Consider the following 23855-nt stretch of genomic DNA (forward strand, 5'->3'; position numbering starts at 1 on the left):
GACGGCGGCGCGGCTCCGGCCGCGCGACACGGCGCCGCGGGCGCGCCGGGGCGGGCGTCACACACGCGTCGACCGCACGTCAGTGCGAAGATCGTCAGCCGTGCGAGGGAGAGCTCCGGTCGTGATCACGCCGTTCCGGCGGTGCCCCGCATGGGGCCAGGAACGGCCGGGCAGCGATGGCCCCGTGCCCACTACAGATGAGACACGTCGCTTCGGCGCCCTCTCGGCGCTGCTGACCGGCTTCGACGAAGCGGACCTGGAGGCCACCGGGCTGACCGGCGCGTACCGGACGGTGGCGGCGGAACGCCTCGGCACGGAGCTGTACGCGCGGCTGCTGCGCGGGCCCGACGACCGCTGGGAGGGCGAGCGGCTGGAGGCCGCGCGGGCGGTCACGTACCTCTGGTACACGGGGAGTTGGCCCGGTTCGGCGCCGACCGTGGTGTCTCCGCGCGGCTACGCCGAGGCCCTGGTGTGGAAGGCGGCCGGCCTACGGGCCCCCGCCGCGGCACCGGGCGGGTACGGGAGCTGGGCGGACGCGGGGGCTGGCACTGGTACTGGTACTGGTACCGGTGCCAGCACCGGTTCCGTTTCCGGTTCCGGCTCCCGTTCCGGAGCAGCTTCCGATGCCGGCACCGGTGCCCCCGAGGGGAGCGTCCGGTGACGCGCTACGACGTGATCGTGGTGGGCGGCGGGGTCGCGGGCTCCCTCGTCGCGCACCGGCTCGGCCGACACGGCCGGCGGGTCCTGGTCCTGGAGGCCGGACCGGCGGGCGCCGGCGGGCCCGAGGCGGACGCCGATCCGCTCACCGCCTATCTGACGGCGGCCGGCAGGATGCCCGGCGCGCCGCACGCGCCCCATCCGGCGGCGGCATCCCCCCAGGTCACGGACCTCACCGAGACGGAGGGGAGCCCCGGGTTCCGGGCCGTCGGCCATCTGCGGCAGGACGGCCCGCTCCCGTACGCCAGCGGGTACGCGCGGGTCAACGGCGGTACCGGCACCCTCTGGACGGGCCTGACGCCGCGGATGCTGCCGGAGGACTTCGACACCGAGGCGTTCGGCTACGGGCGGCGCTGGCCGCTCACCTACGCCGACCTCGAACCCGACTACCGGGCGGCCGAGGAGGAGCTGGGGGTGGCCGCCGACGTCGAGGAGCAGCGCGAGCGGCTCGGGCTGCCCTTCCCCGACGGCTATGTCTTCCCCATGCGGCCCCTGCCGCCCGCGCGGCTGGACGCGCTGATGGCGGCGGGGCTCGACGGGCGGCGGGTCAAGGACCCGGTGGCCCTGGACGAGGTCGAGCTGAAGGTGGTGGGCACCCCGCACGCCCGCAACGGCGTGCCGGACCCGCGGTACGACGGCGGGCGCGGGTACGTGCCGCGCGGGCGGGGCGGGCGGCCGGATCCGGACAGCCGGTGCGTGGGCAACGCCACCTGCATCCCGCACTGCCCGTCGCACGCGAAGTACACGCCGCTCAAGACCCAGGGGCGCTGGAGCGGGACGGTCACGCTCCGGGACCGGGCGGTGGTGAGCCGCGTCCTCGTCGACGGGCGGGGGCGTGCCACGGGCGTGGAGTACCGCTCGTACGACGGGGAGGTGTCGGTCGCGCGCGCCGATGTCGTGGTGCTCGCCGCGCACGCGGTGGAGAACGCCCGGCTGCTGCTCCTGTCCGGGCTCGCCGGGCGCAGCGGGCAGGTCGGGCGCAACCTGATGGACCATCCGGTGCTGCTGACCTGGGGGCTGCTGCCCGAGGACACCGGGCCGTACCGGGGTCCGGGCTCGGTGTCCGGTTTCGAGGGTTTTCGCGCGGGGCCGGCGCGGCAGCTGCGGGCGCCGTTCCGGATCGAGTTCGGGACCTGGGGGTGGGTGTGGTCGCAGGGTCCGGTCGACACGGACGTGGCGCACTTCCTGAATGAACGGGGCTTGTTCGGGGCGGAGTTGAGGCGGACGGTCGGGGACCGGATCCGTCGGCAGTTCACCTTGCAGTTCGAGCTGGAGCAGGGCGCGGACCCGGCGAACCGGGTCACGCTCCACCCGCGCGAGCGCGACGCGCTGGGGCTGCCGCTCCCCCTGGTCACGTACGACCTCGACGCGCACGTGCGGGAGGGCTTCGCGGCGGCCCGGGCCGTCTCGGAGCAGATCTTCACGCTGCTCGGCGCCGAGGACCACACGGAGTTCGCGCCGGCGGCGGCCTGGCCGGGGCGCTTCGAGCACCGGGGCCGCACGTACGGCTACCGGGGGGCCGGCCACGCGGCGGGTACCCACATCATGGGCGACTCGCCCGACACCTCGGTGGTGGACTCCTGGCAGCAGTGCTGGGACCACCCCGGTCTGTACGCGGTCGGCTGCGGCAGCATGCCCTCGGTCGCCACCTCGAACCCGACGCTGACGATGGCCGCGCTCGCCCTGCGCACCGCCGGCCGGATCGAGGCCGGTCTGGCGGACCGCGACCGCCCCGCCTCCCTCGCTCCGCACCGGACATCCCCCGCACCCGACCTGACGCCACCGACCCGAGGAGCCCGCCCATGACCGCCGCCCTGCCCCTGCCGCCGGTGCCCGAGCCCTTCCGGCTCCCGTTCCACTACGGGGCCCTGCACCAGGTCGGCGTCGACTGGCTGGTCGACGCCGGGCCGGTCCGCGAGCTGCTCGGCAAGCAGCACCCCGGCCTGACGGCCGCCGTGTTCGACGAGGGGCGGGCGCTGGTCTCGCTCAACTACCAGCTGTACTTCGCGCAGTACGACTTCGGCGGCGGCGTCACGCAGGAGATCGAGTTCAACGTCGTCGCCTTCCCGACGGCCGAGGCCGGCCGGCTGCCCCGGCTGACCTACGCCCAGTACGCCCAGGGCTGGGACCAGACGAAGCTGCTGGGCATCGCCCGCCTCCACGTCGTGTGCGACAACCCCTTCGCGATCAGGGCGGGGCGGGAGCTGTACGCCGAGCCCAAGTTCCCCGGCTGGTTCGAGGTCGGCCTGCCGTCGCTGAACGGTCCGGCCGGCGACACCTGGACGGTGCGGTGCAAGGACGCCGCGATCGGCCCGGACGACACCCTGGAGAGGGGCTCGGGCCCGCTGCTCGACCTCGCCGCCCGACTGGACGGCCTCACCCCCGTCGCCGCCGGCTCCGCGCCCGTCACCGGCTACGGCACCGACCGCGAGGGGCGGCTGCTCGCGGGCCCCATGAACGTCTACCAGCCCTACCGCTGGTACGACCTGTCGGCCCCGGAGCACGCGGGCCGGACCCGGCTCACGGTGCACGCCCCGGCCGGCGACCTCGGCCGTGACGTCCGCGGCCTCGTCGACGCCGAGGCGCCGGCCGCGGGTGTCTGGACGTTCCAGTCGCCTCCGGTGGCCGCGCACCACCGCCCCTACTACCTGGCGCGGGCGGCCGACTGAGCCGACACCTTCGGCGAAACGTCATCTACGGGGCGATACCGGGGCATTGAGGCGGGGCTCTCCACGGTTCCGGAAAAGGAATCCGGCCAGAGGGCTTCCAGAACAATGCGACATGTGAAATTTTACACGTCACATGTCGACTGCCCGTGTTTCCCAGCACGTGGCCTCAACGGCCCCGGAGGCCCCCACAGATGCATCCCTTCCGGATAGCGAAGACCCGCGCGCGAAGACTTCCGGTCCTCGGCGCAGCCGTCTTCATCACGCTCGGTCTGTTCGCACCGCAGGGCCAGGCCGCCGCCCTCGGCGACAACGCTCCGGCCGGTGCGCGGGCGCACGACGCCGCGGCGTCGGCGCCGCGGGCGATCCCGGTCCCCAAGTCGCCGAACGCGATCAGCAAGAACCCGCGCTTCCGGCTCTCCTCGCAGGACGGCTCCGAGGAGTCCGGCCCGGTCGCGGCGCCCGCCCTCAAGACGGGCAAGTCGGCGTCGGTCGCCGCCGCGGACGCGTGCGGTGACCTCTCCGGCGTGCTGAACTCCACGGGCGCCGCGCTGGTCCAGCAGCTCAAGGCGCTCCCGCAGATCTCCTGTACGTACCCCCTGTTCAACCTCACCGGCGAGGACGCGCGGAAGACCTTCCGCGAGCCCCAGATGGTGACCGTCGCCAACGCCCTGCGCGACGCCTCCGCCTCGTACACCGGCGACAACAGCGCCTCCGTCGGGCAGCTGGTCCTGTTCCTGCGCGCCGGCTACTACGTGCAGGACAACAACGCGGCCACGGTCGGCGACTACGGCACCGCGCTGCAGGGCGCGGCGCGCGGCGCGCTCGACGCGTTCTTCGCCGCCCCGCGCAGCAAGGACGTCACCGACGCCAACGGCGCGATCCTCAACGAGGTCGTCACCCTGATCGACAGCACCCAGGAGGCCGGCCGCTACGCCGGTGTCGTGAAGTGGCTGCTCGGCGGGTACAACGGCACGTGGCCGAGCCAGATGAACCTCACGATGCAGCACGTCGAGTGGGTCGTCGAGAACGGCTTCAAGGCCAAGAACGACGCCCGCGGCTGGCGGGCCGCCCTCAAGGCCGACCCCGCCATCCTCGACACCTGGGCCGGCTTCATCACGCGCAACGGGGCGGACCTGAACCGTCTCGACGTCGTCAGCAACGTCGGCCGCTACCTCGGCTACGCCCTCGACGTCCCCGAGCTCAAGGACAAGGTCCGGCCGCTCCTGAAGGACCTGATCAACCGGTACCCGAACGTCGGCCCGACCGCGCCGATCACCATGAACCTGGGCTGGTACACCCGCCAGTACGACAAGGGCAACTGCGCCGCCTACGCCATCTGCGACCTGGGCGAGCGGGTGCTCCCGCAGGTCCTGCCGATCCAGCACTCCTGCGGCCCCGAGCTCAAGATCCGTGCCCAGGACATGTCGCCGGACCAGCTGGCGAGCACCTGCACGAGCCTGATCAACCAGGACGCCTACTTCCACCGGATCATCGGTGACAAGGGCGCGATCCCCGGTGACGTGAACACCAACCTGGAGGTCGTCGCCTTCGACGACTACACCCAGTACGCGCTGTACGCGTGGGCGATCTACAACATCGACGTCGACAACGGCGGCATGTACGAGGAGGGCAACCCGGCCGTCCCCGGCAACCAGGCCCGCTTCATCGCCCACGAGGCCAGCTGGCTGCGTCCGAGCTTCCAGATCTGGAACCTGAACCACGAGTACACCCACTACCTCGACGGCCGGTACAACATGTACGGCGACTTCGAGGCCGGCATGGTGACGCCGACGATCTGGTGGGTCGAGGGCATCGCCGAGAACATCTCGTACGGCTACCGCAACGAGCGCAACTCCGACGCGATCGCCGAGGCCGCCAAGAACACGTACAAGCTCAGCGACCTCTTCGACACCGTCTACGGCCAGGAGGAGGACCCCGAGGTCAACTCGAACCGGGTCTACCGCTGGGGCTGGCTCGCGGTCCGCTACATGATGCAGAAGCACCCCGCGGACATCCAGACCGTGCTCGGCAAGTACCGCGCCGGTGACTGGACGGGCGCCCGTACCGTCCTGAAGCAGACCATCGGCACCCGCTACGACGCCGACTTCGCGACCTGGCTGTCGACGGACTGCGCGACCAACAGCTGCGGAACGCTGCCGGATGCCTCGACGGTCGCCACCGTCCCGGCCTGCACCATCGCCGACACCCGTCAGTTCGACCAGAACTGCCGCCGGGACGGCCTCGCCGCCGCCGCCGGGAACTACAGCTACCACTTCGTGTACCTGCCGGCCGGCGTGAAGCAGCTGACCATCACCAGCAGCGGTGGCACCGGCAACGCCGACCTCTACTACGGCGGCGGCAGCTGGGCCACCACCACCGCCTACCAGGCGAAGTCCACCAACGCCGGCAACGGCGAGACGCTGACGATCGACAACCCGCCCGCCGGCTGGGTCTACTTCAGCCTCGCCGCCGCGCAGGACTTCAGCGGGGTGACGCTCTCCACGCAGTCCAAGTGAACCCGTTCGCCGGTGCCCGACGGGCACCGGCGAGCGTCCCTGCCCGGGGCACCGGTCAGCCGTCGGCGGCCGGTGCCCCGGGCAGGTCCCGGAGGCCGCGCAGCGGCCCCACCAGCAGGAACCCGCCGGCCGCGAGCAGTGCGGCCGTCACGACCCACAGCGTGGCGCGGGCGCCGACCAGGGAGGCGAGGGAGCCGCCCAGGAGGGCGCCGAGCGGGATGGTGCTGTAGTTGAGGAAGAGGGTCGTCGCGGTGACGCGGCCCAGCAGCCCGGGCGGGCAGTACGCCTGCCGGAAGCTGACGATGATCACGTTGCAGGCCACCACCCCGGCGAGCATCACGCCCGTGCCGACCGCGAAGAACACCAGCCGCGGCCCGGGTCCGGCGAGCGCGGCGAGCAGCCCGAAGGGCGCGGCGGCGAACTGGACGGCCAGCAGGGCGCGGGCCGTGCCCAGGCGCCGGGCGAGCCGCCCGGCCACGAGACCGCCGAGCACCCCGCCGAGACCACCGCAGGACACGAGCCAGCCGAGGGTGTCGGTGCCGACGCCGACGGTCCGTACGAGGAACACGATCTGGACGGCCTGGAAGCCCGCCATCGCCAGGTTGACCGCCGCGCCGAACGCGGTGACGGCCCGCACCCACGGATCGCCGACGACGAACCGCAGGCCGTCCGCGATCTCCCGGCCCAGTCGCCGCCGGGGCGCCGGGGCGGGGCCCGGTCCTTCGGCGCGGATGGCCGTGAGGCAGAGCGTCGAGACCAGGAAGGACGCCGCGTCGAGCAGCAGGCCCGGCACGCTGCCGACGGTCTGGGCGATCAGCCCGCCGAGCCCGGGGCCCGCCACCCTGGCGGCCTGGTCCCCCGCCTGGAGTTGCGCGTTGCGTCCCATCAGGGCGTCGGTGGGGACCAGCCGGGGCAGATACGCCGAGTAGGCGGTGGAGAAGAAGACGGAGGCGGCGCCGGAGACCAGGGCCGCCGCCAGGACGTGCCCCAGGGTCAGCGCGCCCAGCCACCAGGTGAGCGGCACGCTCACGAACACCGCCGCGGAGACTCCGTTGCACACGAGCATCACCCGGCGCGGGGCGAGCCGGTCGACCCAGGCGCCGGCGGGCAGGCCGATCAGCAGCCACGGCAGCCACGGCGCGGCGGTGAGGACGCCCATCATGAACGGCGAGGCGTGCAGGGTGGTGACGGCCACGAGCGGCAGCAGGACGGACGTCACGCTGGTGCCCAGCTTGCTGGTGGTCTCGCCGACGAGCAGCAGCCGGAAGTTCCGGTGCGGGCGGTGACCGTGGCCTCGCGCGGACCGCGCGGCAGTGGGCGTGGCGGACACCGGCACGGCCTCCGGACTTCGGTAACACGCCGAGGGATCCGACGCGACGGATGTTCGAACGCGCCTCAGCGTACGTGCGGGGACCGCGAGTTGGTGCTGGATCGTACAAGTTCCCAGGCGTGGAAACCAGAGTGGCCATTTCCCGCTGGTGCCGCTTAGGCTCGACGACGTCCAGCTCAGGCCCGCGCCCGGTCATCCCGGCGCCACCCGCACCGGCACCATCCCCCTTCCCGTGCAAGGAGCTGTCCGTGGTCACCAGCGCGCCCGCACACCCGTTACCCCCCGAGGGCGCGCCCCAGGACGCGAACGCCCCCGCGCGCCCCCTGCTCGACCTCTTCGAGGAGCGGGCCGCGACCGCCCCGGACGCCCCCGCCGTGCTCTTCGAGGAGGAGGCGCTCTCGTACGCGGAACTCGACGCGCGGGCCGACCGGCTGGCCCACCTGCTCGCCGCGCGGGGGGCAGGGCCGGGGACGGTGGTCGCCTCGGCGCTCGACCGCTCCGTGGACCTGGTCGTCGGCGTCCTCGCGGTCCTGAAGACCGGCGCCGCCCACCTTCCGGTGGACCCCGGCTACCCGGCGGAACGCATCGCCCACGTCCTGGGCGACGCGGCCCCCGCGCTGCTCCTCGCACGGTCCGGCACGGTCCTCCCGGCCGTCGGCGCGGTGCCCCGTTGCGACCTGGACGCCCCCGAGACCCGGGCGGCGCTGCTGCGGGCCCCGGCGTCCGGCCCGCCGGCCGGCGCCCGGCGCTCCGAGGAGCGTCTGCCCGCCTACGTCGTCTACACCTCGGGGTCCACGGGCCGGCCCAAGGGCGTGGTGGTGACCCGCGCCGGGCTCGCCAACCTGACCGCCCACCAGCGCGGCACCCTCGCCGTGGACGCCGCAAGCCGGGTCCTGCAGTTCGCCTCGCCCGGCTTCGACGCGTTCTTCTGGGAGCTGGCGATGGCGCTCTCCGCCGGGGCGGCGCTGGTCCTGGCGCCCGCCCGCGCCCTGCTGCCCGGGCCCGGCCTGATCCGGCTCGCCGAGGAGCGTCGGATCACCCACGCGACGCTGCCGCCGTCGGTGCTGCGCGCCCTGCCGTCCGACGCCCTCCCGGGCGTCCGCGTCCTGGTCGCCGCGGGTGAGGCCCTGGACGCGGGGCAGCGGCGGCGCTGGGCCCCCGGCCGGACCCTCGTCAACGCGTACGGGCCGACGGAGACCACGGTCTGCGCCACCATGAGCCGGCCCCTCACCGACAGCGCCACGACCCCTCCGATCGGCGGAGCGGTCCGGGGCACCCGGCTGCGCCTCCTCGACGCCGCGCTGCGGCCGGTGCCCGTCGGGGCGGTGGGCGAACTGTACGTCGCCGGGGCCGGGCTGGCCCACGGCTACCTCGGCCGGCCCGGTCTGACGGCCGGACGTTTCGTCGCCGACCCGTACGGGCCGTCCGGGACCCGGATGTACCGCACGGGCGACCTGGCCCGCTGGACGGCCCCGGGCGAACTGGAGTTCGCCGGTCGCGCGGACGACCAGGTCAAGGTGCGCGGCCACCGGATCGAGCCGGGCGAGATCGAGGCACGCCTCGCCGCCCACCCCCGGGTGTCCGCCGCCGCGGTGACCGTGCGCGAGGACCGGGACGGCGACCCGCGGCTCGTCGCCTACGTACGCCGCGAACCGGCCGCGCCGGCGGGCGCCGGGCTCCGGGACGACGCGGACCGGGTGGCCGCGTGGCGGCGGGTCCACGACGCCGTACCGGCCGACCCGTCCACGCCCTTCGGCGAGGACTTCACCGGCTGGAACAGCGCGTACGACGGCGGCGCGCTGCCCCTGGAGCAGCTGCGGGAGTGGCGCGAGGCGACGGTACGCAGCATCCGCGCCCTGCGGCCCCGCAGGATCCTCGAACTCGGCGTGGGCAGCGGCCTGTTGCTGGCGCGGCTCGCCCCGGAGCTCTCCGAGCCGGGGTCGTACTGGGGGCTCGACCTCTCGCCCCGGGTGATCGAACGGCTGCGGCGGCAGGTGGACGGGCGGCCGGACCTGGCCGGGCGGGTCGTGCTGGACAGCCGGCCGGCCGACGACCACGAGGGCGTGCCGCGCGGGTACTTCGACGTGGTCGTCCTCAACTCCGTCGCCCAGTACTTCCCCAGCGGACGGCACCTGGCGCGGGTCCTCGGGCTCGCGGCGGACGCGCTGCGGCCCGGCGGCGCGGTGTTCGTCGGCGACGTCCGGCACCTGGGCCTCGCCGAGACCTTCCACGGCGCCGTCGCGGCCCGGACCGCGCGGGACGCGCCGGGCGGCCCGGAGCACCGCCGGGAGACGGCGCGCGGCCTGGCCAGGGAGCCGGAGCTGCTGGTGGACCCGGAGTTCTTCCGCTCCCTGACGGGCGCCGCCTCCGCCGCCGAGGGGGCCGGTCCGCTGTTCGCGAGCTGCGACGTGCGCCTGAAGCGGGGCACCCACCACAACGAGCTGACCCGCTACCGCTACGACGTCGTCCTGCGCCGCGCCGACGGCCCGCGGCCCGGCGGCGGTACACCCGCCCGGCGCGGGGCGGTGACGGAGCTGCGGTGGGGTACGGACCTCCACACGCTCGACGCCCTCGCCGACGCACTGCGCGCCCCCGCCCGGGACGCCACCCCCGTCCGCGTCACCGGTGTCCCGAACGCCCGCCTCGCCGAGGACCTGCGCGCCTCGGGCGCGACCCCCGGCGCAGGCGCCGACCCGGAGAAGCTGGCGCGGCTCGGCGAACGGCTGGGCTACCGCGTGGTGGTGCGGTGGTCCGCGACGGCGGGACCCGACCACGTGGACGTCGAATTCGGCACGGGGGACGCGGACTTCCCGGCGGGGACGGGGGCCGCCGAGATCGGGAACGGCGGGACGGGGGCCGGGAGGACGGGGTCCGGCGCGGCACGAACCGACGGAACCGGGTCCGACGGGACCAGGTCCGACGGGACCGGGTCCGACGGGACCGGGTCGGCCGCGGATACCGAGCGGCACGTCAGTGTGCCGTTCGCGGCTTCCGGTGACGTGGAGCTGGTCCGGGACGTCACCGCGTGGGCGGCCGGGTACCTCCCCGGGTACATGGTGCCGTCCGCGGTCGTCGTCCTCGACGCGTTCCCGCTCACTCCGCACGGCAAGCTGGACCGGGCCGCCCTGCCCGCCCCGCGCACCGCCCGGCGGGCCGTCGGCCGTCCGCCGCGGACGCCGCAGGAGACGGCGCTGTGCCGGATGTTCGCGGAGCTCCTCGGGCTCGACACCCCGGAGCCGCCCGGCGGGTCCGCCGCGCGGGACGGGCACGTGGTGGGCGTGGACGACGACTTCTTCGCCCTCGGCGGGCACTCGCTGCTCGTGACCCGGCTGGTGGGCCGGGTCCGCGCCGAGCTGGGGGTGGAGGTCCAGGTGGCCACGGTCTTCGAGGCGCCCACGGTGGCCGGACTCGCGGCCCGGCTGGCGGGGGCCCGCAGGGCGAGACCGGCGCTGCGGAGGATGCCCCGCCCCGACTGACGGCGGCACGGGCCCGGGCACACGACCTGATCGCGACCAGTGTTATCGAGGGATCCCCGATGGACTTCAGCCTCTTCTACTTCGCCGACGACAGCACGTCCGACGGGGACGCCGGACGGTACGAGCTGCTGCTCGAAGGCGCGCGTTTCGCCGACCGGAACGGCTTTCGCGCGGTGTGGACGCCCGAACGCCACTTCCACCCCTTCGGGGGGCTCTACCCGAACCCGTCCGTGGTCGGCGCCGCCCTGGCGATGATCACGAGCAGGGTCGCCCTCCGCGCCGGGAGCGTCGTCGCGCCGCTCCACCATCCGCTGCGGATCGCCGAGGAGTGGGCGGTCGTCGACAACCTCTCCGGCGGGCGGGCCGGAGTGTCCCTGGCCTCCGGTTGGCACCCGGTGGACTTCGCGCTGAGCCGGGCACCGTACGAGGACCGCAAGCGCGTCCTGGCCGACGGCATCGAGCAGTTGCGCGCGCTGTGGCGCGGGGAGGGCGTCGAGGTCGTGGACGGCAACGGCGCCCCGGCGACCGTACGGGCCTTCCCGCCGCCGGTGCAGCGGGAGCTGCCGCTGTGGGTGACCAGCGCGGGCGACGCGGAGACCTTCCGTACGGCCGCGCGGGCACGGGCCGGGGTGCTCACGCATCTGCTGCACCAGGACGTCGACGAACTCGCCGGGAAGATCGCCGCGTACCGGCGGGCGGCGCGCGCGGCGCAGGACGGCTGGGACGGGCACGTCGTCCTGATGCTGCACTCCTTCCTCGGCACCGACCGGGACGAGGTGCGCGCCACCGTCGAGGCGCCGCTGCGCGCCTACCTCAGGAGCTCGGTGCACCTGCTCGCCCGCTCGTTCGGCGCCCTCGACCCGGACTTCGACATCGACGCGCTGGAGGACGAGGACCTCGACTTCCTCGTCGACCGGTCCCTCGACACGTACATCGAACAGCGGGGGCTGTTCGGGACGGTGGCGGACGGGTCGGCGACGGTCGAGCGGCTGCGCGGCATCGGCGTGGACGAGATCGCCTGCCTGATCGACTTCGGCATCGAGACCAAGACCGTGCTGGACGGGCTGCGCCATCTGAACGCCCTGCGCGCGGCCTTCGACACGCCCTGACCCGGGTGACGACCGGCACGACCCGAGAGACCCGAACGACCCGAGCGACCCAAGCAGGCCGAGAGACCCGAGAGACCCGAAAGGCCGAGACCACCGTGATCCCTCTGTCGTTTTCGCAGTTGCGGTTCTGGTTCCAGGGAGAGCTGGACCGCGACGGCGCCTGGCCCCACGCCTCGATGGCGCTCCGGCTGACCGGCCACCTGGACGAGGGGGCGCTGCGCGAGGCGCTGCGGGACGTGGTCGCGCGGCACGAGAGCCTGCGCACCGTCTTCCCGGTCACCGACGGCGTACCGGGGCAGCGGATCCTGGAGGCGGTGGACGTCGAGCTGCCCGTGCGGCGGGTCGCGGAGCGGGACGTCGAGGCCGCCGTGGCCGAAGCGGCCGGCCACGTCTTCGACCTGGGGCGCGAACTCCCGCTGCGGGCCGTCCTGCTCACCCTCGGCGAGCCCGGCCGGTACGTGCTGGCGATCACCGTGCACCACATCGCCTTCGACGGCTGGTCCGTCGGCCCCTTCCTGCGCGACCTCGCGGACGCCTACACCGCGCGCCTCGAAGGCGGGCCGCCGGCCTGGGAGGAACTGCCCTTCCAGTACGCGGACTTCACCCTGTGGCAGGGCAAGGAGCTCGGCGCGCCCGACGACCCCGGCAGTCTCTTCGCCGAGCAGCTGGCCCACTGGACCGCCGCCCTGGCCGGCGCTCCGGCCGAACTCCCGCTGCCCGTCGACCGGCCGCGCCCCGCCACCGCCGGGCACCGGGCCGGAGCCGTTCCCTTCCACCTGCCGCCCGACGCCTTCGGCGCCCTGTCCCGGCTGGCCCTGCGGCACGGAGCCAGCACCTTCATGGTGCTCCACGCGGCCCTCGCGGGGCTCCTTCGGCGGCTCGGGGCCGGCCCGGACATCCTGGTCGGCAGCCCGGTCGCGGGCCGCACCGACGTCGGCCTCGACGACCTCGTGGGCTGCTTCGTCAACACCGTCGTCGTCCGGACCGACGTCTCCGGCGACCCCGACTTCGACGACCTGGTCCGCCGGGCCCGGACCGCCGTGCTGACCGCGCTCGACCATCAGGACGTGCCGTTCGAGCAGGTCGTCGAGGCCGTGAACCCGGCCCGGTCGGCGGCCCGGCACCCCCTCTTCCAGGTCATGCTGAGCCTCCAGAACAACGCGGACGCCGCCGTGCGCCTCCCCGGCCTCGACACCCGGCTGCTCGCCCCGGCCCCGCACCGGACGACCGCCTTCGACCTGCTCTTCGACCTCACCGAGACCGACGGGGCGCTCGACGGCAGCCTGGTCTACGCCCGGGACCTCTTCGACCACGCCACCGCCGAGCGGCTGGTCCGCTGCCTCACCGTCTTCCTCACCGAGGCGGTCGCCGCACCGGAACGGCCCACGAGCGCCCTGGAACTCCTCGCCCCCGCCGAGCGCCGCACGCTGCTGGAGACGTGGAACGGCCAGGAGTCCCCGCTCCCGGACGTGTCCGTGCCGGAGCTGTTCCGGCAGCGTGCCGCCGCCGCCCCGGACGCCCCCGCCGTGGTGTGCGGCGCCTCCCGGCTCGGCTACGCGGAGCTCGACGCCCGCTCCGACCGCCTCGCGGGCCGCCTGCGCCGGCTCGGGGCGGGCCCGGAGCGGCTGGTCGCCGTGGCCATGGACCGCTCGGCCGAGCTGGTCGTCGCGCTGCTCGCCGTACTGAAGACGGGGGCCGCCTACCTGCCCCTGGACCCGCGCAACCCGGCCGAACGGCAGCGCACGGTCCTGGAGGAGGCCCGGCCCTGCCTGATCCTGGCCGACGCGTCGCTGCGGGAGCGGGCCGAGGAGCTCGCGGGCGCGGCGCCGGACGCGCCCGTGGTGCTGGTCGGGGCGCCCGACCCGGCCGGGGCGGGTGGGGGCGCCGGTCCGGGCGGCCCGGGCGTGGAGGCGGCGGCCCGGCCCGTGATCGACGCCGGGCGGGCCGCGTACGTGATGTACACCTCGGGCTCCACCGGGCGTCCGAAGGGCGTCCTGGTGACGCACCGGAACATCGTCGCCCTCGCCACCGACCCCTGCTGGGCGGCGGACGGCGGTCACGCGCGGGTGCTCGCCCATTCCCCGCACTCCTTCGACGCCTCGACGTACGAGCTGTGGGTGCCGCTGCTCGGCGGCGGCACGGTCGTCGTGGTGCCGCCCGGCGACTCCTCGCCGCGGGCACTGGAGCGGGCTGTGGCCGAAGGGGACGCGACGAGCGTGTTCCTCACCACCTCGCTCTTCAACCTGCTGGTCGCGGAGCGCAGTGCGCTGCTCGGCCGGGTCGGACAGGTCTGGACGGGAGGCGAGCAGCCCTCCGAGGGGGCCGTGCGTCGGATGCGGGCGGAGTTCCCGGGCACCGCGCTGACCCACGTGTACGGGCCGACCGAGAACACGACGTTCACCACGTTCGGGCGGGTGGGCCCGGCGCGGGACGCGGGGGGCGGGAAGCCGCCGATCGGCCGGCCGATGGCGAACACCCGGGTGTACGTGCTGGACCCGTGGCTGCGGCCGGTGCCCGTCGGGGTGCCGGGCGAGCTGTACCTCGCGGGTGCCGGGCTGGCCCGCGGTTACCTCGGCCGTCCCGGGCTGACGGCGGGGCTCTTCGTCGCCGATCCGTACGGCCCGCCGGGGACCCGCATGTACCGCACCGGGGACGTGGTGCGCTGGACCGCCGACGGCGAGCTCGACTTCCTGGCCCGCGCCGACGACCAGGTGAAGATACGCGGCTTCCGCATCGAACCCGGCGAGATCGAGGCCGTCCTGGAGCGCCACCCGGCCGTCGCCCGCGCCGCCGTCCTCGTACGGGAGGACCGGCCCGGCGAGCGCGACCTGCTCGCGTACGTCGTGCCCGCGCCGCACCTCGGCGCCGATCCCGCGCCGGAACTCGACGCGTACGCGCGCCGGGCCCTGCCCGACTACATGGTGCCCGTCGTCGTGGTGCTCCCCGACGGGCTGCCGCTGACGCCCAACGGCAAGCTGGACCGGGCGGCGCTGCCCGTGCCCGCGCGGAGCTCCGGATCCCGGCCGGCCGCCACGCCGGCCGAGCGGCTGCTGTGCGGGCTGTTCGCGGAGGTGCTGGGGGTGCCGGAGGTCGGCGCGGACGCCGACTTCTTCGCACTGGGCGGGCATTCGCTGCTGGCGATCCGGCTGGTGAACCGGCTGCGTGAGGTGCTGGACGCCGGGATCGGGGTGGCGGCGGTCTTCGAGTCGCCGACGCCCGCCGGGCTCGCCGAACGCTTCGGGGCCGCGGGGGCCGGGCGGGGTCCGCTGCGGCCCCGGTCGCGCGGCGAGGTGCTGCCCCCGTCCTTCTCGCAGTTGCGGTTCTGGCTCCAGGGCGAGCTGACGGAGGGCGCCGCCGCGCTGAGCGTCACGACCGTCCTCCGGCTCACCGGCCCGCTGGACGCCGGGGCGCTGACGGCCGCCCTGCGGGACGTGGTGGCCCGGCACGAGAGCCTGCGCACCGTGTTCCCGGTGACCGACGGGGTGCCGCGCCAACACGTCCTGGACGACGTGGAGTTCGATCTGCCGGTGCGGGAGGCGTCCCCGGCGGAGGTCGAGGCGGCGGTGGCCGCCCTCCCGGAGCGCGGCTTCGACCTGGCGCGCGAGATCCCCGTACGGGCCGCGCTGTTCGCCTGCGGCCCCGAGGAGCACGTCCTCGCGGTCACGGTCCACCACATCGCCTTCGACGGCTGGTCCGCCGCGCCCTTCCTCCGCGACCTCTCCGCGTCCTACACCGCCCGGCTGCGCGGACGGACCCCCGCACTCCCCGAACTTCCGGTGCAGTACGCGGACTTCACCCTGTGGCAGCGGGCGGCGCTCGGGGATCCCGACGACCCCGCGAGCCTGTTCGCCCGGCAACTCGCCCACTGGACCGGCGCCCTGGCCGACGCGCCCGACGAGATCCCGCTGCCCGCCGACCGGCCGCGCCCCGCCGCCGCCACCCAGCGCGCCGGCGAGGTGCCCTTCCGGGTCGGTCCCGAGGACTTCGCCCGCCTCACCGCCCTGGCGCGGGAGCACGGCGCGAGCGTGTTCATGGTGCTGCACGCCGTCCTCGCGGGTCTGCTGCGGCGGCTCGGCGCGGGGACGGACGTCCTGGTCGGCAGTCCGGTCGCCGGGCGGGCCGACAGCGGCCTCGACGAGCTGGTCGGCTGCTTCGTGAACACGGTGGTGGTGCGGACCGACGTCTCCGGCGACCCCGGCCTCGGCGAGCTCGTCGACCGGGTCCGCCCCCACGTCCTCGCCGCCCTGGAGCACCAGGACGTGCCCTTCGACCGGGTCGTGGACGCCGTCGCCCCCGCCCGGTCGGCGGCCCGGCATCCGCTCTTCCAGGTCATGCTGAGCCTCCAGAACAACACGACGGGCACCCTGGACCTGCCCGGTCTCCGTGTCGAGGCGGCCGACCACGACCGGCACCGCACGATCCCCTTCGACCTCCTCTTCGACCTCACCGAGTCCCGCGGCGGCCTCGACGGCACCCTCGTCCACGCCCTCGACCTCTTCGGCCCCGCCACCGCCGAGCGGATCGCCCGCCACTTCACCACCTTCCTCGCGGACGCCGTCTCCCGCCCCGCCCTGCCGGTGCGGCGACTGGACCTCCTGTCCCCCGCCGAACGACACACCCTCCTCACCGAGTGGGCCGGACCGGACGCCGGGGCGGCAGACCTGCCGGCCGGTCCGGTCCCGGACCGGTTCCGGGAACAGGCCGCCCGGACGCCCGGCGCGCCGGCGGTGCTCCACGGGGCACGGAGGATCACGTACGGGGAGCTCGACGCGCGGGTGGAGCTGCTGGCCGGCCGCTTGCGCGGACGCGGCGCCGGTCCGGAGCGGCTGGTCGCCGTCGCGATGGACCGCACGCCCGACCTTCTCGTCGCGCTCCTCGCCGTACACCGGACGGGCGCCGGATACCTCCCGGTCGATCCGCACCACCCCAGGGACCGGGTGGCGTCGGTGCTGTCCGAGGCCGCGCCGCTCCTGGTGCTCACCGACCCGGCCACCCGCGACGCGCTCGGCACCGACGCCTGGCTGACCGTGGACGACCCCCGGTTCGGCACGGCGGAGCCGGCCACCGAGGAACCCGGGCAGGGGCAGGAGTCGGGGGCAGGGGCAGGGGCAGGGTTGGGGTCGGAGTCGGCGATCCCGGCCGACGACACGGCGTACGTCCTCTACACCTCCGGTTCGACGGGCCGGCCGAAGGGCGTCACGGTCACCCATCGCAACCTGGCCCACCTGCTCGCCGCCATGCGGCTCCGGCTGCCGCTCGGCCCCGCCGACCGGCTGCTCGCGGTGACCACCGTCGCCTTCGACATCGCCCACCTGGAGCTCCTGCTGCCACTGCTCGACGGCGCCGCGGTCGTCCTCGCCTCCCCCGACGAGGTGCGCGATCCACAGGCCCTCGGACGGCTCGTCGCCAGGCACAAGGTCACCGCCGTCCAGGCCACGCCGTCCCTGTGGTCCGGGCTCGTCGCCGAGGTCCCCGACGCCGTCCGCGGCCTGCGGGTCCTCGTCGGCGGCGAGGTCCTGCCGCCCGCCCTGGCCGACCGGCTCGTCTCCCTGGCCGCGGAGGTCACCCACGTGTACGGGCCGACCGAGACGACCATCTGGTCCCTCGCCGCCCCGATCGGCCCGGACGACACGGAACGCCCGCCGCTCGGCTCCCCGCTGGGCGACACGCGCGGGTACGTCCTGGACGAGGTGCTGCGACCGGTGCCGGTGGGCGTGCCGGGCGAGCTGTACATCGGGGGCGCGGGCGTGGCCCGGGGCTACCTCGGGCGGCCGGGGCTGACCGCCGAGCGGTTCGTCGCCGATCCGTACGGTCCGCCCGGCGCCCGCCTGTACCGCACCGGCGACCTGGTCCGCCGGACCGCCGAGGGCGAACTCGCCTTCCTCGGGCGCACCGACGCCCAGGTGAAGCTGCGGGGCTTCCGGATCGAGCCGCGCGAGATCGAGGCGGTCCTGGACCGGCACCACCGGGTCGCGCGCAGCGCCGTGGTGGTGCGCGAGGACCGGCCGGGCGAGCACCGGCTGGTCGGCTACGTCGCACCCGTGCGGGGCGGCGGCGACACGGGCGAACCCGACGGTCTCGTCGGCCTCAACGGCCCCGACGACTTCGCCGGCCTCGTCGGCGAACTCACCGAGCGGGCGCGGCGGGCGCTCCCTCCGTACATGGTCCCCGCCGTGGTCGTGCTGCCCGACGGGCTGCCGCTCACGCCCAACGGCAAGCTGGACCGGTCCGCGCTGCCCGCCCCGCAGGCGCCCGCCGCCCCGGTGCTCCGGGAGCCGGGCACCCCCGCCGAGGAGCTCCTCTGCGAGCTGTTCGCCGCCATCCTCGGGCTCCCCTCCGTCGGGGTCGAGGACGACTTCTTCGCGCTCGGCGGCGACAGCATCGTGTCGATCCGGCTGGTGTCCCGGGCCCGCGCGCGCGGTCTGGCGCTCTCCACGCGGGACGTCTTCCGGTACCGCACCGTCGCCGGACTGGCCGCCCACGCGAAGGTACGGCCGCCCAAGGGAGGCAAGGCGTCGGCTCCGACCCCGGCTTCGGCGTCGGCCTCGGCGTCGGAGGGCGAGGTGCCGCTCACCCCGATCGTGCACTGGCAGCGCGAACGGGGCGGTCCCGTCGACGGCTTCCACCAATCGGTGCTCGTCCGGACCCCGGCCGAACTGTCCGAGGAGCGCCTGCGGGCCCTGCTCCAGGCCCTGTTCGACCGGCACGACGCCCTGCGGATCCGCCTGACGCGAAGCCCCGCGTGGCGCCTTGAGGTGCTGCCGCGCGAGGCGGTCGACGCGGCCGGACGTCTCGTCCGGGTCGACACGGCCGGGCTCACCGCCGCGGGCCTCGCGGACCGGCTCCGTGCCGAGGCGGACGGGGCACGGCGGCGACTGGCGCCCGAGGAAGGCAACATGCTCCAGGCGGTCTGGTACGACGCGGGTCCCGGCCGACCGGGCCGACTGCTCCTGATGATCAACCACCTGGTCGTGGACGGCGTGTCCTGGCGGATCCTCCTGGAGGACCTGGCCACCGGCACCGCCCCACGGACGACGGGGGCGACGGGCCTCGACCTCGCTCCCGTGTCGTTCGCCGACTGGGGGCGGCGCCTGGAGCGCGAGGCGCGCGGGCGGGCGGCCGAACTCCCCTTCTGGCTCGGCCTCCTCGACGGAGCGGGCGCCCTCGTCCCCGGCGCGGAGCTCGTGGCGGGCCGCGACGTGGAGGGCGCGAAGCACGCCGTCACCCGGGTCCTGCCCGCCGACCTGACGGCCCCGCTCCTGTCCGACGTGCCCGCCCGGCTCGGCGTCGGTGTGAACGCGGTCCTGCTCGGCGCGCTCAGCACGGCGGCGGGGCGCTGGCGTGGGCGCCCCGGATCGGGAGGCACCACCGGCGGCACGACCGACGGCACCGACGGCCTCACCGATGACGCCACCTCCAGCGCCTCCGCACACGCCCCGTTCCTCGTGGACGTGGAAGGGCACGGGCGCGAGGAGATCGCCGACGGCATCGACCTGTCGGCGACCGTCGGCTGGTTCACCAGCATGTTCCCCGTTCGGCTCGCGGGGCGGCCGGACGATCCGGCCGCCGCCGTACGGGCCGTGGAAGAGCAACTGTCGGGCATGCCCGACAAGGGGCTCGGCTTCGGCCTGTTGCGCCATCTGCACCCGGAGGCCGGACCCGCGCTCAAGGCCCGCCCCACGGCACAGATCCTGTTCAACTATCTGGGCCGGTTCGACCGGCCGGACGACACCGACTGGGGTCTGGCGCCGGAGGCCGGCGCGGTAGCCGGAGGGGGTGACCCCGAGATGCCCCTGACGCACCTCCTGGAGGTGTCCGCGGTGGTCCACGACCGAGGGGGCCGGCCGGAACTCCACGTCACCTGGATGTACCCGAAGGACCTGCTGGACCGGGACCGGGTGGAGGCCCTGGCCGACGCCTGGTCCGAGGCCCTGGAATCCCTGACGAACCTGACCGCGCGCACCGGCGAACCGGGAGACACGGCGTGAGCACACCCGACCGGACCCACCCCGACGAGCCGACGTCGAGGCCGTCGCCGCTCCAGCAGGGGCTGTTCTTCCACACGGCGTTCGACGCGGACGGCCAGGACGTCTACACCATCCAGATGGCGCTGGACTTCGAGGGCCCGGTGGACCCGGCGCGCCTGCGCGCGGTCTGCCAGGTGCTCCAGGACCGGCACGACAGCCTGCGTTCCGGGTTCCGTACGGACGCGTCGGGCACGCCCGTGCGGTTCGTGCCGTCCGTGGTCCCGCTGGAGTGGCGGCAGGCCGACCTCACCGGGAGCGCACCGGCCGGCCGGGAGGCCGAGGCGGTGCGGCTGGTCGAGGAGGAGCGGGGGCGGCGCTTCGACGTCGCCCGGCCGCCGCTGCTCCGCTTCCTGCTGATCCGGCTGGGCGGCTCCCGGTGGCGGTTCGTCCTGACGAACCATCACATCATCCTGGACGGCTGGTCCACCTCGATCCTCCTCGACGAGCTCTTCCAGCTGTATGACACGTACGACGCGGACGACGGGTACGGGGCCGGTTCCGCCGGGGCGGACCCGCTCCCGCCCGCCCCCGCGTACGGCTCCTTCCTGGACTGGCTGGGTGAGGTCGACCCGGAGTGGTCGGCGGAGGCATGGGCGGAGGCGCTCGCCGGGGTCGAGGGGCCGACGCTGGTGGCGCCGCGGGCCCGGGGCGCGGGCACGGTGGTCCCCGAGCGGGTGACGCGTACGCTGCCCGCCGCGACGACGGCGGCGCTGACGGAGCGGGCGCGGGAGGCGGGGGTCACCCTCGGCACGGTGATGCAGGTGGCGTGGGGGCTGGTGCTGCGGCAGCTGACCGGGCGGGGCGACGTGCTGTTCGGGATGACGGTGTCGGGGCGGGCCGCCGACGTCGACGGGGTCGAGTCGATGGTGGGGCTGCTCATCAACACCGTTCCGGCACGGGTGCGGACGGACCCTCAGGACACGCTGATCGACCTGCTGGAACGCGTCCAGGACGAACAGCTCGACCTGCTGGAGCACCACCACGTGGGGCTGACGGAGATCCAGCGGCGGGCGGGCTTCGGGGCCCTGTTCGACACCACGGCCGTCTTCGACAACTATCCGATGGCCGCGGGCCGGCGCCGGCTCGGCGAGGCCCTGCTCGTCGACGTCACGGGCTTCGACGCCACCCACTATCCGCTCTCCCTGATCTGCACGCCGGCCGAGGAGTTGGGCGTCCGGCTCGACTTCCGGCCCGATCTGCTCGGGCGCGGGACGGTGGAGGGGATCGCCGAGCGGCTGGTGCGGATCCTGGAGGCGGTCGCGGAGGATCCGTACCGTCCGGTCGTGGGCCTGCCGGTCTTGTCGGACACCGAGCGGCGGCGGACGTTGGAGGAGTGGAACGCTACCGCCCGCCCGGTGCCGCCGGCCACGCTGCCCGCCCTGATCGAGGCGCGGGCCGCGCGGGACCCGCGGGGGCCCGCTCTCACGTACCAAGGGCGGACCGTCGACCACGGGGAGCTGAACCGGCGGGCGAACCGGCTGGCGCGGGTGCTGATCGCGGAGGGCGCGGGGCCGGAGACGCTGGTCGCGCTGGCGCTGCCGAGGACCGTGGACATGGTGGTCGCGCTGCTCGCCGTGCTCAAGTCGGGGGCCGCGTACGTGCCGGTCGACGTGCGGTACCCGGCCGACCGGGTGGCGCGGATGCTCGGCGACGCCCGGCCCCGGCTCGCGGTGGTCACCGGGGCGACCCGGCAGGTGCTGCCGGAGGGGACGGCCGCGCTGGTCCTGGACGATCCGGACGTGACCCGGCGCGTCGAGGCACGGGACGACGCGGACGTCCGAGACGCGGACGTCCGGGACGCGGACGTCCGGGACGCGGACGTCCGGGACGAGGAGCGCCCGGTACCGCTCCTCCCCCGGCATCCCGCGTACGTCATCTACACCTCGGGCACCACCGGCGTCCCCAAGGGTGTGGTCGTCGAGCACATGAACGCCGTCAACTTCGTGGCGACCGTCGAGGACCACTTCGGTGCCGACGGCATGGCGAGGGTGCTGGCCTCCACCTCGCTCAGCTTCGACGTGTCGGTCTTCGAGATCGTGACGACCCTGGCGCTGGGCGGGCAGCTGGAACTGGTCGACGACCTGTTCGCGCTGCTGGAACGGGACGGCTGGGAGGGGAGCCTGGTCAGCGGCGTTCCCTCGGCGATGGCGAGCATGCTGGCGGCCGGTTCCCTCGACGTGTCGGCTCCGCACGTGGTGCTCGGCGGGGAGGCGGTGCCGGGCGCCCTGCTGCGCGAGCTGCGGGAGCGGGTGCCCGGCTGCGCGGTCACCAACATCTACGGCCCGACCGAGGCGACCACGTACTCGACCTGGTGGCGGAGCGGCCCCCGAGCCGAGCCCGAAGCGGAAGCGGGAGCCGAAGCGAGGGCCGGGGCTCACGGAGCCGGGTCCGAAGCCGGTCCGCCGATCGGGCGGCCGGTGCCCAACGCCCGGGTGTACGTGCTCGATCCGTGGCTCCAGCCGGTCGGGGTGGGGCAGCCGGGTGAGCTGTACATCGCGGGCGCGGGCGTCACCCGCGGCTATCTGAACCGGCCGGGGCTGACCTCGGAGCGCTTCGTGGCCTGCCCGTTCGGCGCCCCCGGCGGGCGCATGTACCGGACCGGCGACCAGGTGCGGTGGCGGGCCAACGGGCAGCTGGAGTACCTGGGGCGGCTGGACGGCCAGGTGAAGGTGCGCGGCTTCCGGATCGAGCTCGGCGACGTGGAGGCTGCCCTGCTGCGGCACGAGCGGGTGGCGCGGGCCGTCGCGGTCGTGCGGGAGGACCGGCCGGGCGACCGCAGGCTGGTCGGGTACGTCGTGGCGGCCGGGCCCGGCGGGCCGCCGGACGGCGCGGAGCTGCGGCGCTTCACCCGGGACGTGTTGCCGGACCACATGGTGCCGTCGGCCGTGGTGCCGCTGGAGAGCCTCCCGCTCATGCCGAACGGCAAGCTGGACCGGGCGGCGCTGCCCGCTCCCGCGTACGGCGCCGCCGTCCGGCGCGAGGCGGCCCACGCGCACGAGGAGCCGCTGTGCGCGCTGTTCGCCGAGGTGCTCGGGGTGGACCGGGTCGGTCCGGACGACGGGTTCTTCGACCTGGGCGGGCACTCCCTGCTGGCGACCCGGCTGGTGAGCCGGGTGCGCGCGGTCCTGGGCACCGGGCTGACCGTCCGCGCCCTGTTCGAGGCGCCGACCCCGGCGGCCCTGGCGCGCCGGCTCGGCGGTGAGGGCGGCGGCTCCGGCCTGGACGTCCTGCTCCCGCTGCGGACCGGCGGGCGGCTGAGGCCGCTGTTCGCCGTGCACGCGGCGAGCGGCCTCGCCTGGCCGTACGCCCGGCTGCTCCCGCACCTCGATCCGCAGGTGCCGCTGTACGGGCTGCAGGCGCCGAGCCTCGCCGATCCGGAGGGCGGGGCGCGCAAGCCGGAGGAGCTGGTACGGGAGTACGCGCGGCGGATCCGGGAGGTGCAGCCTCGGGGCCCGTACCGGCTGCTGGGCTGGTCGGTCGGCGGTGTCCTCGCGTACGGGGTGGCGGCGGAGCTGGTGGAGGCGGGGCAGGCCGTGGAGTTCGTGGCGCTGCTCGACTCGTATCCGGCGCCCGAGGAGGGGCTGCCCGGCTGGGAGGAGACGCACCGGCACGTGGCCGGGTCGGCCGGATTCGGCGCGGACGGGGCGCCGCCGGAGCAGATCGCGCTGCTCGGGGAGCGGGCCGTGGAGGGCGCGCGGCTGGCGGTGCGGTCGGCGGTGGACGCGCTGCGGACGCCTCCGGCGCGGACGCGCGGGGTGGACGTGCTCCACTTCCGGGCCGCGTCGGACGGCGCGCCGGCCTCGCCCGCCGCCCCGGACGCCTGGCGGGCGTACGGCGGCGGGCGGGTCGTGGCCGTCGACGTGGCGTGCGGCCACTACGAGATGCTGGATCCCGCGCCGCTCGCGACGATCGGCCCGGTGCTGTCCGCACGGGCCACCGAGGACCGGGCAGCGGAGGACCGGGCCGTGGAGGGGGGCGGCGCGGCGGAAGGGAGCGGCGCGGTCGGCTGAC

At 75.2% G+C, this 23855-nt stretch carries 9 protein-coding genes; 8 read left to right on the plus strand and 1 reads right to left on the minus strand.

The window, feature by feature from the left end:
• The first annotated feature begins 184 nt into the window (after positions 1–184).
• The 4 genes from AB0Q96_RS20780 (at position 185) to AB0Q96_RS20795 (ending at position 5902) form a co-directional block, all read left to right on the plus strand.
• A complete protein-coding gene (locus tag AB0Q96_RS20780) occupies positions 185–661 on the plus strand; it encodes a hypothetical protein (protein ID WP_365327447.1) in 477 nt (158 codons plus the stop codon).
• The gene (locus tag AB0Q96_RS20785) at positions 658–2523 is read left to right on the plus strand and encodes a GMC family oxidoreductase (RefSeq protein ID WP_365327449.1); all 1866 of its coding nucleotides are present in this window, start codon (positions 658–660) and stop codon (positions 2521–2523) included. The genes AB0Q96_RS20780 and AB0Q96_RS20785 overlap by 4 nt, the downstream gene beginning before the upstream one ends.
• Positions 2520–3386 carry a hypothetical protein gene (locus AB0Q96_RS20790; protein ID WP_365327451.1) on the plus strand — a complete coding sequence of 289 codons (867 nt, stop codon included), beginning with the start codon at positions 2520–2522 and terminating at the stop codon, positions 3384–3386. The genes AB0Q96_RS20785 and AB0Q96_RS20790 overlap by 4 nt, the downstream gene beginning before the upstream one ends.
• Positions 3387–3577: 191 nt before the next feature.
• Entirely contained in the window at positions 3578–5902 is a 2325-nt protein-coding gene (locus tag AB0Q96_RS20795) for a collagenase (RefSeq protein ID WP_365327453.1), read from the plus strand.
• Between the two features lie 55 nt (positions 5903–5957).
• Here AB0Q96_RS20795 and AB0Q96_RS20800 read toward each other — a convergent pair whose 3' ends face one another.
• Complete coding sequence (locus AB0Q96_RS20800; RefSeq protein ID WP_365327455.1) at positions 5958–7232, minus strand: MFS transporter; 1275 nt, start codon at positions 7230–7232, stop codon at positions 5958–5960.
• Positions 7233–7480: 248 nt separating this feature from the next.
• On the opposite strand from AB0Q96_RS20800, the gene AB0Q96_RS20805 reads away from it, so the two are divergent.
• The 4 genes from AB0Q96_RS20805 to AB0Q96_RS20820 all read left to right on the plus strand — a co-directional run bounded on the left by AB0Q96_RS20805 (position 7481) and on the right by AB0Q96_RS20820 (position 23854).
• Positions 7481–10708: an amino acid adenylation domain-containing protein gene (locus tag AB0Q96_RS20805; protein WP_365327457.1), complete on the plus strand. Its 3228-nt coding sequence runs from the start codon at positions 7481–7483 to the stop codon at positions 10706–10708.
• A gap of 59 nt (positions 10709–10767) precedes the next feature.
• Positions 10768–11817: a MupA/Atu3671 family FMN-dependent luciferase-like monooxygenase gene (locus AB0Q96_RS20810; RefSeq protein ID WP_365327459.1), complete on the plus strand. Its 1050-nt coding sequence runs from the start codon at positions 10768–10770 to the stop codon at positions 11815–11817.
• Between the two features lie 95 nt (positions 11818–11912).
• Entirely contained in the window at positions 11913–19805 is a 7893-nt protein-coding gene (locus AB0Q96_RS20815) for an amino acid adenylation domain-containing protein (protein ID WP_365327461.1), read from the plus strand.
• On the plus strand, positions 19802–23854 hold the full coding sequence (locus tag AB0Q96_RS20820) for an amino acid adenylation domain-containing protein (RefSeq protein ID WP_365327463.1): 4053 nt from the start codon (positions 19802–19804) through the stop codon (positions 23852–23854). Before AB0Q96_RS20815 ends, AB0Q96_RS20820 begins: the two co-directional genes overlap by 4 nt.
• Position 23855: the final 1 nt, after the last annotated feature.

The organism is Streptomyces sp. NPDC093111 (assembly GCF_040683955.1).
GTDB lineage: Bacteria > Actinomycetota > Actinomycetes > Streptomycetales > Streptomycetaceae > Streptomyces.

Bases quoted from the DNA above. Each gene is read 5' to 3' on its own strand.
- AB0Q96_RS20790 (WP_365327451.1), top strand. From the start codon at position 2,520: ATGACCGCCGCCCTGCCCCTGCCGCCGGTGCCCGAGCCCTTCCGGCTC.
- AB0Q96_RS20795 (WP_365327453.1), top strand. From the start codon at position 3,578: ATGCATCCCTTCCGGATAGCGAAGACCCGCGCGCGAAGACTTCCGGTC.
- AB0Q96_RS20810 (WP_365327459.1), top strand. From the start codon at position 10,768: ATGGACTTCAGCCTCTTCTACTTCGCCGACGACAGCACGTCCGACGGG.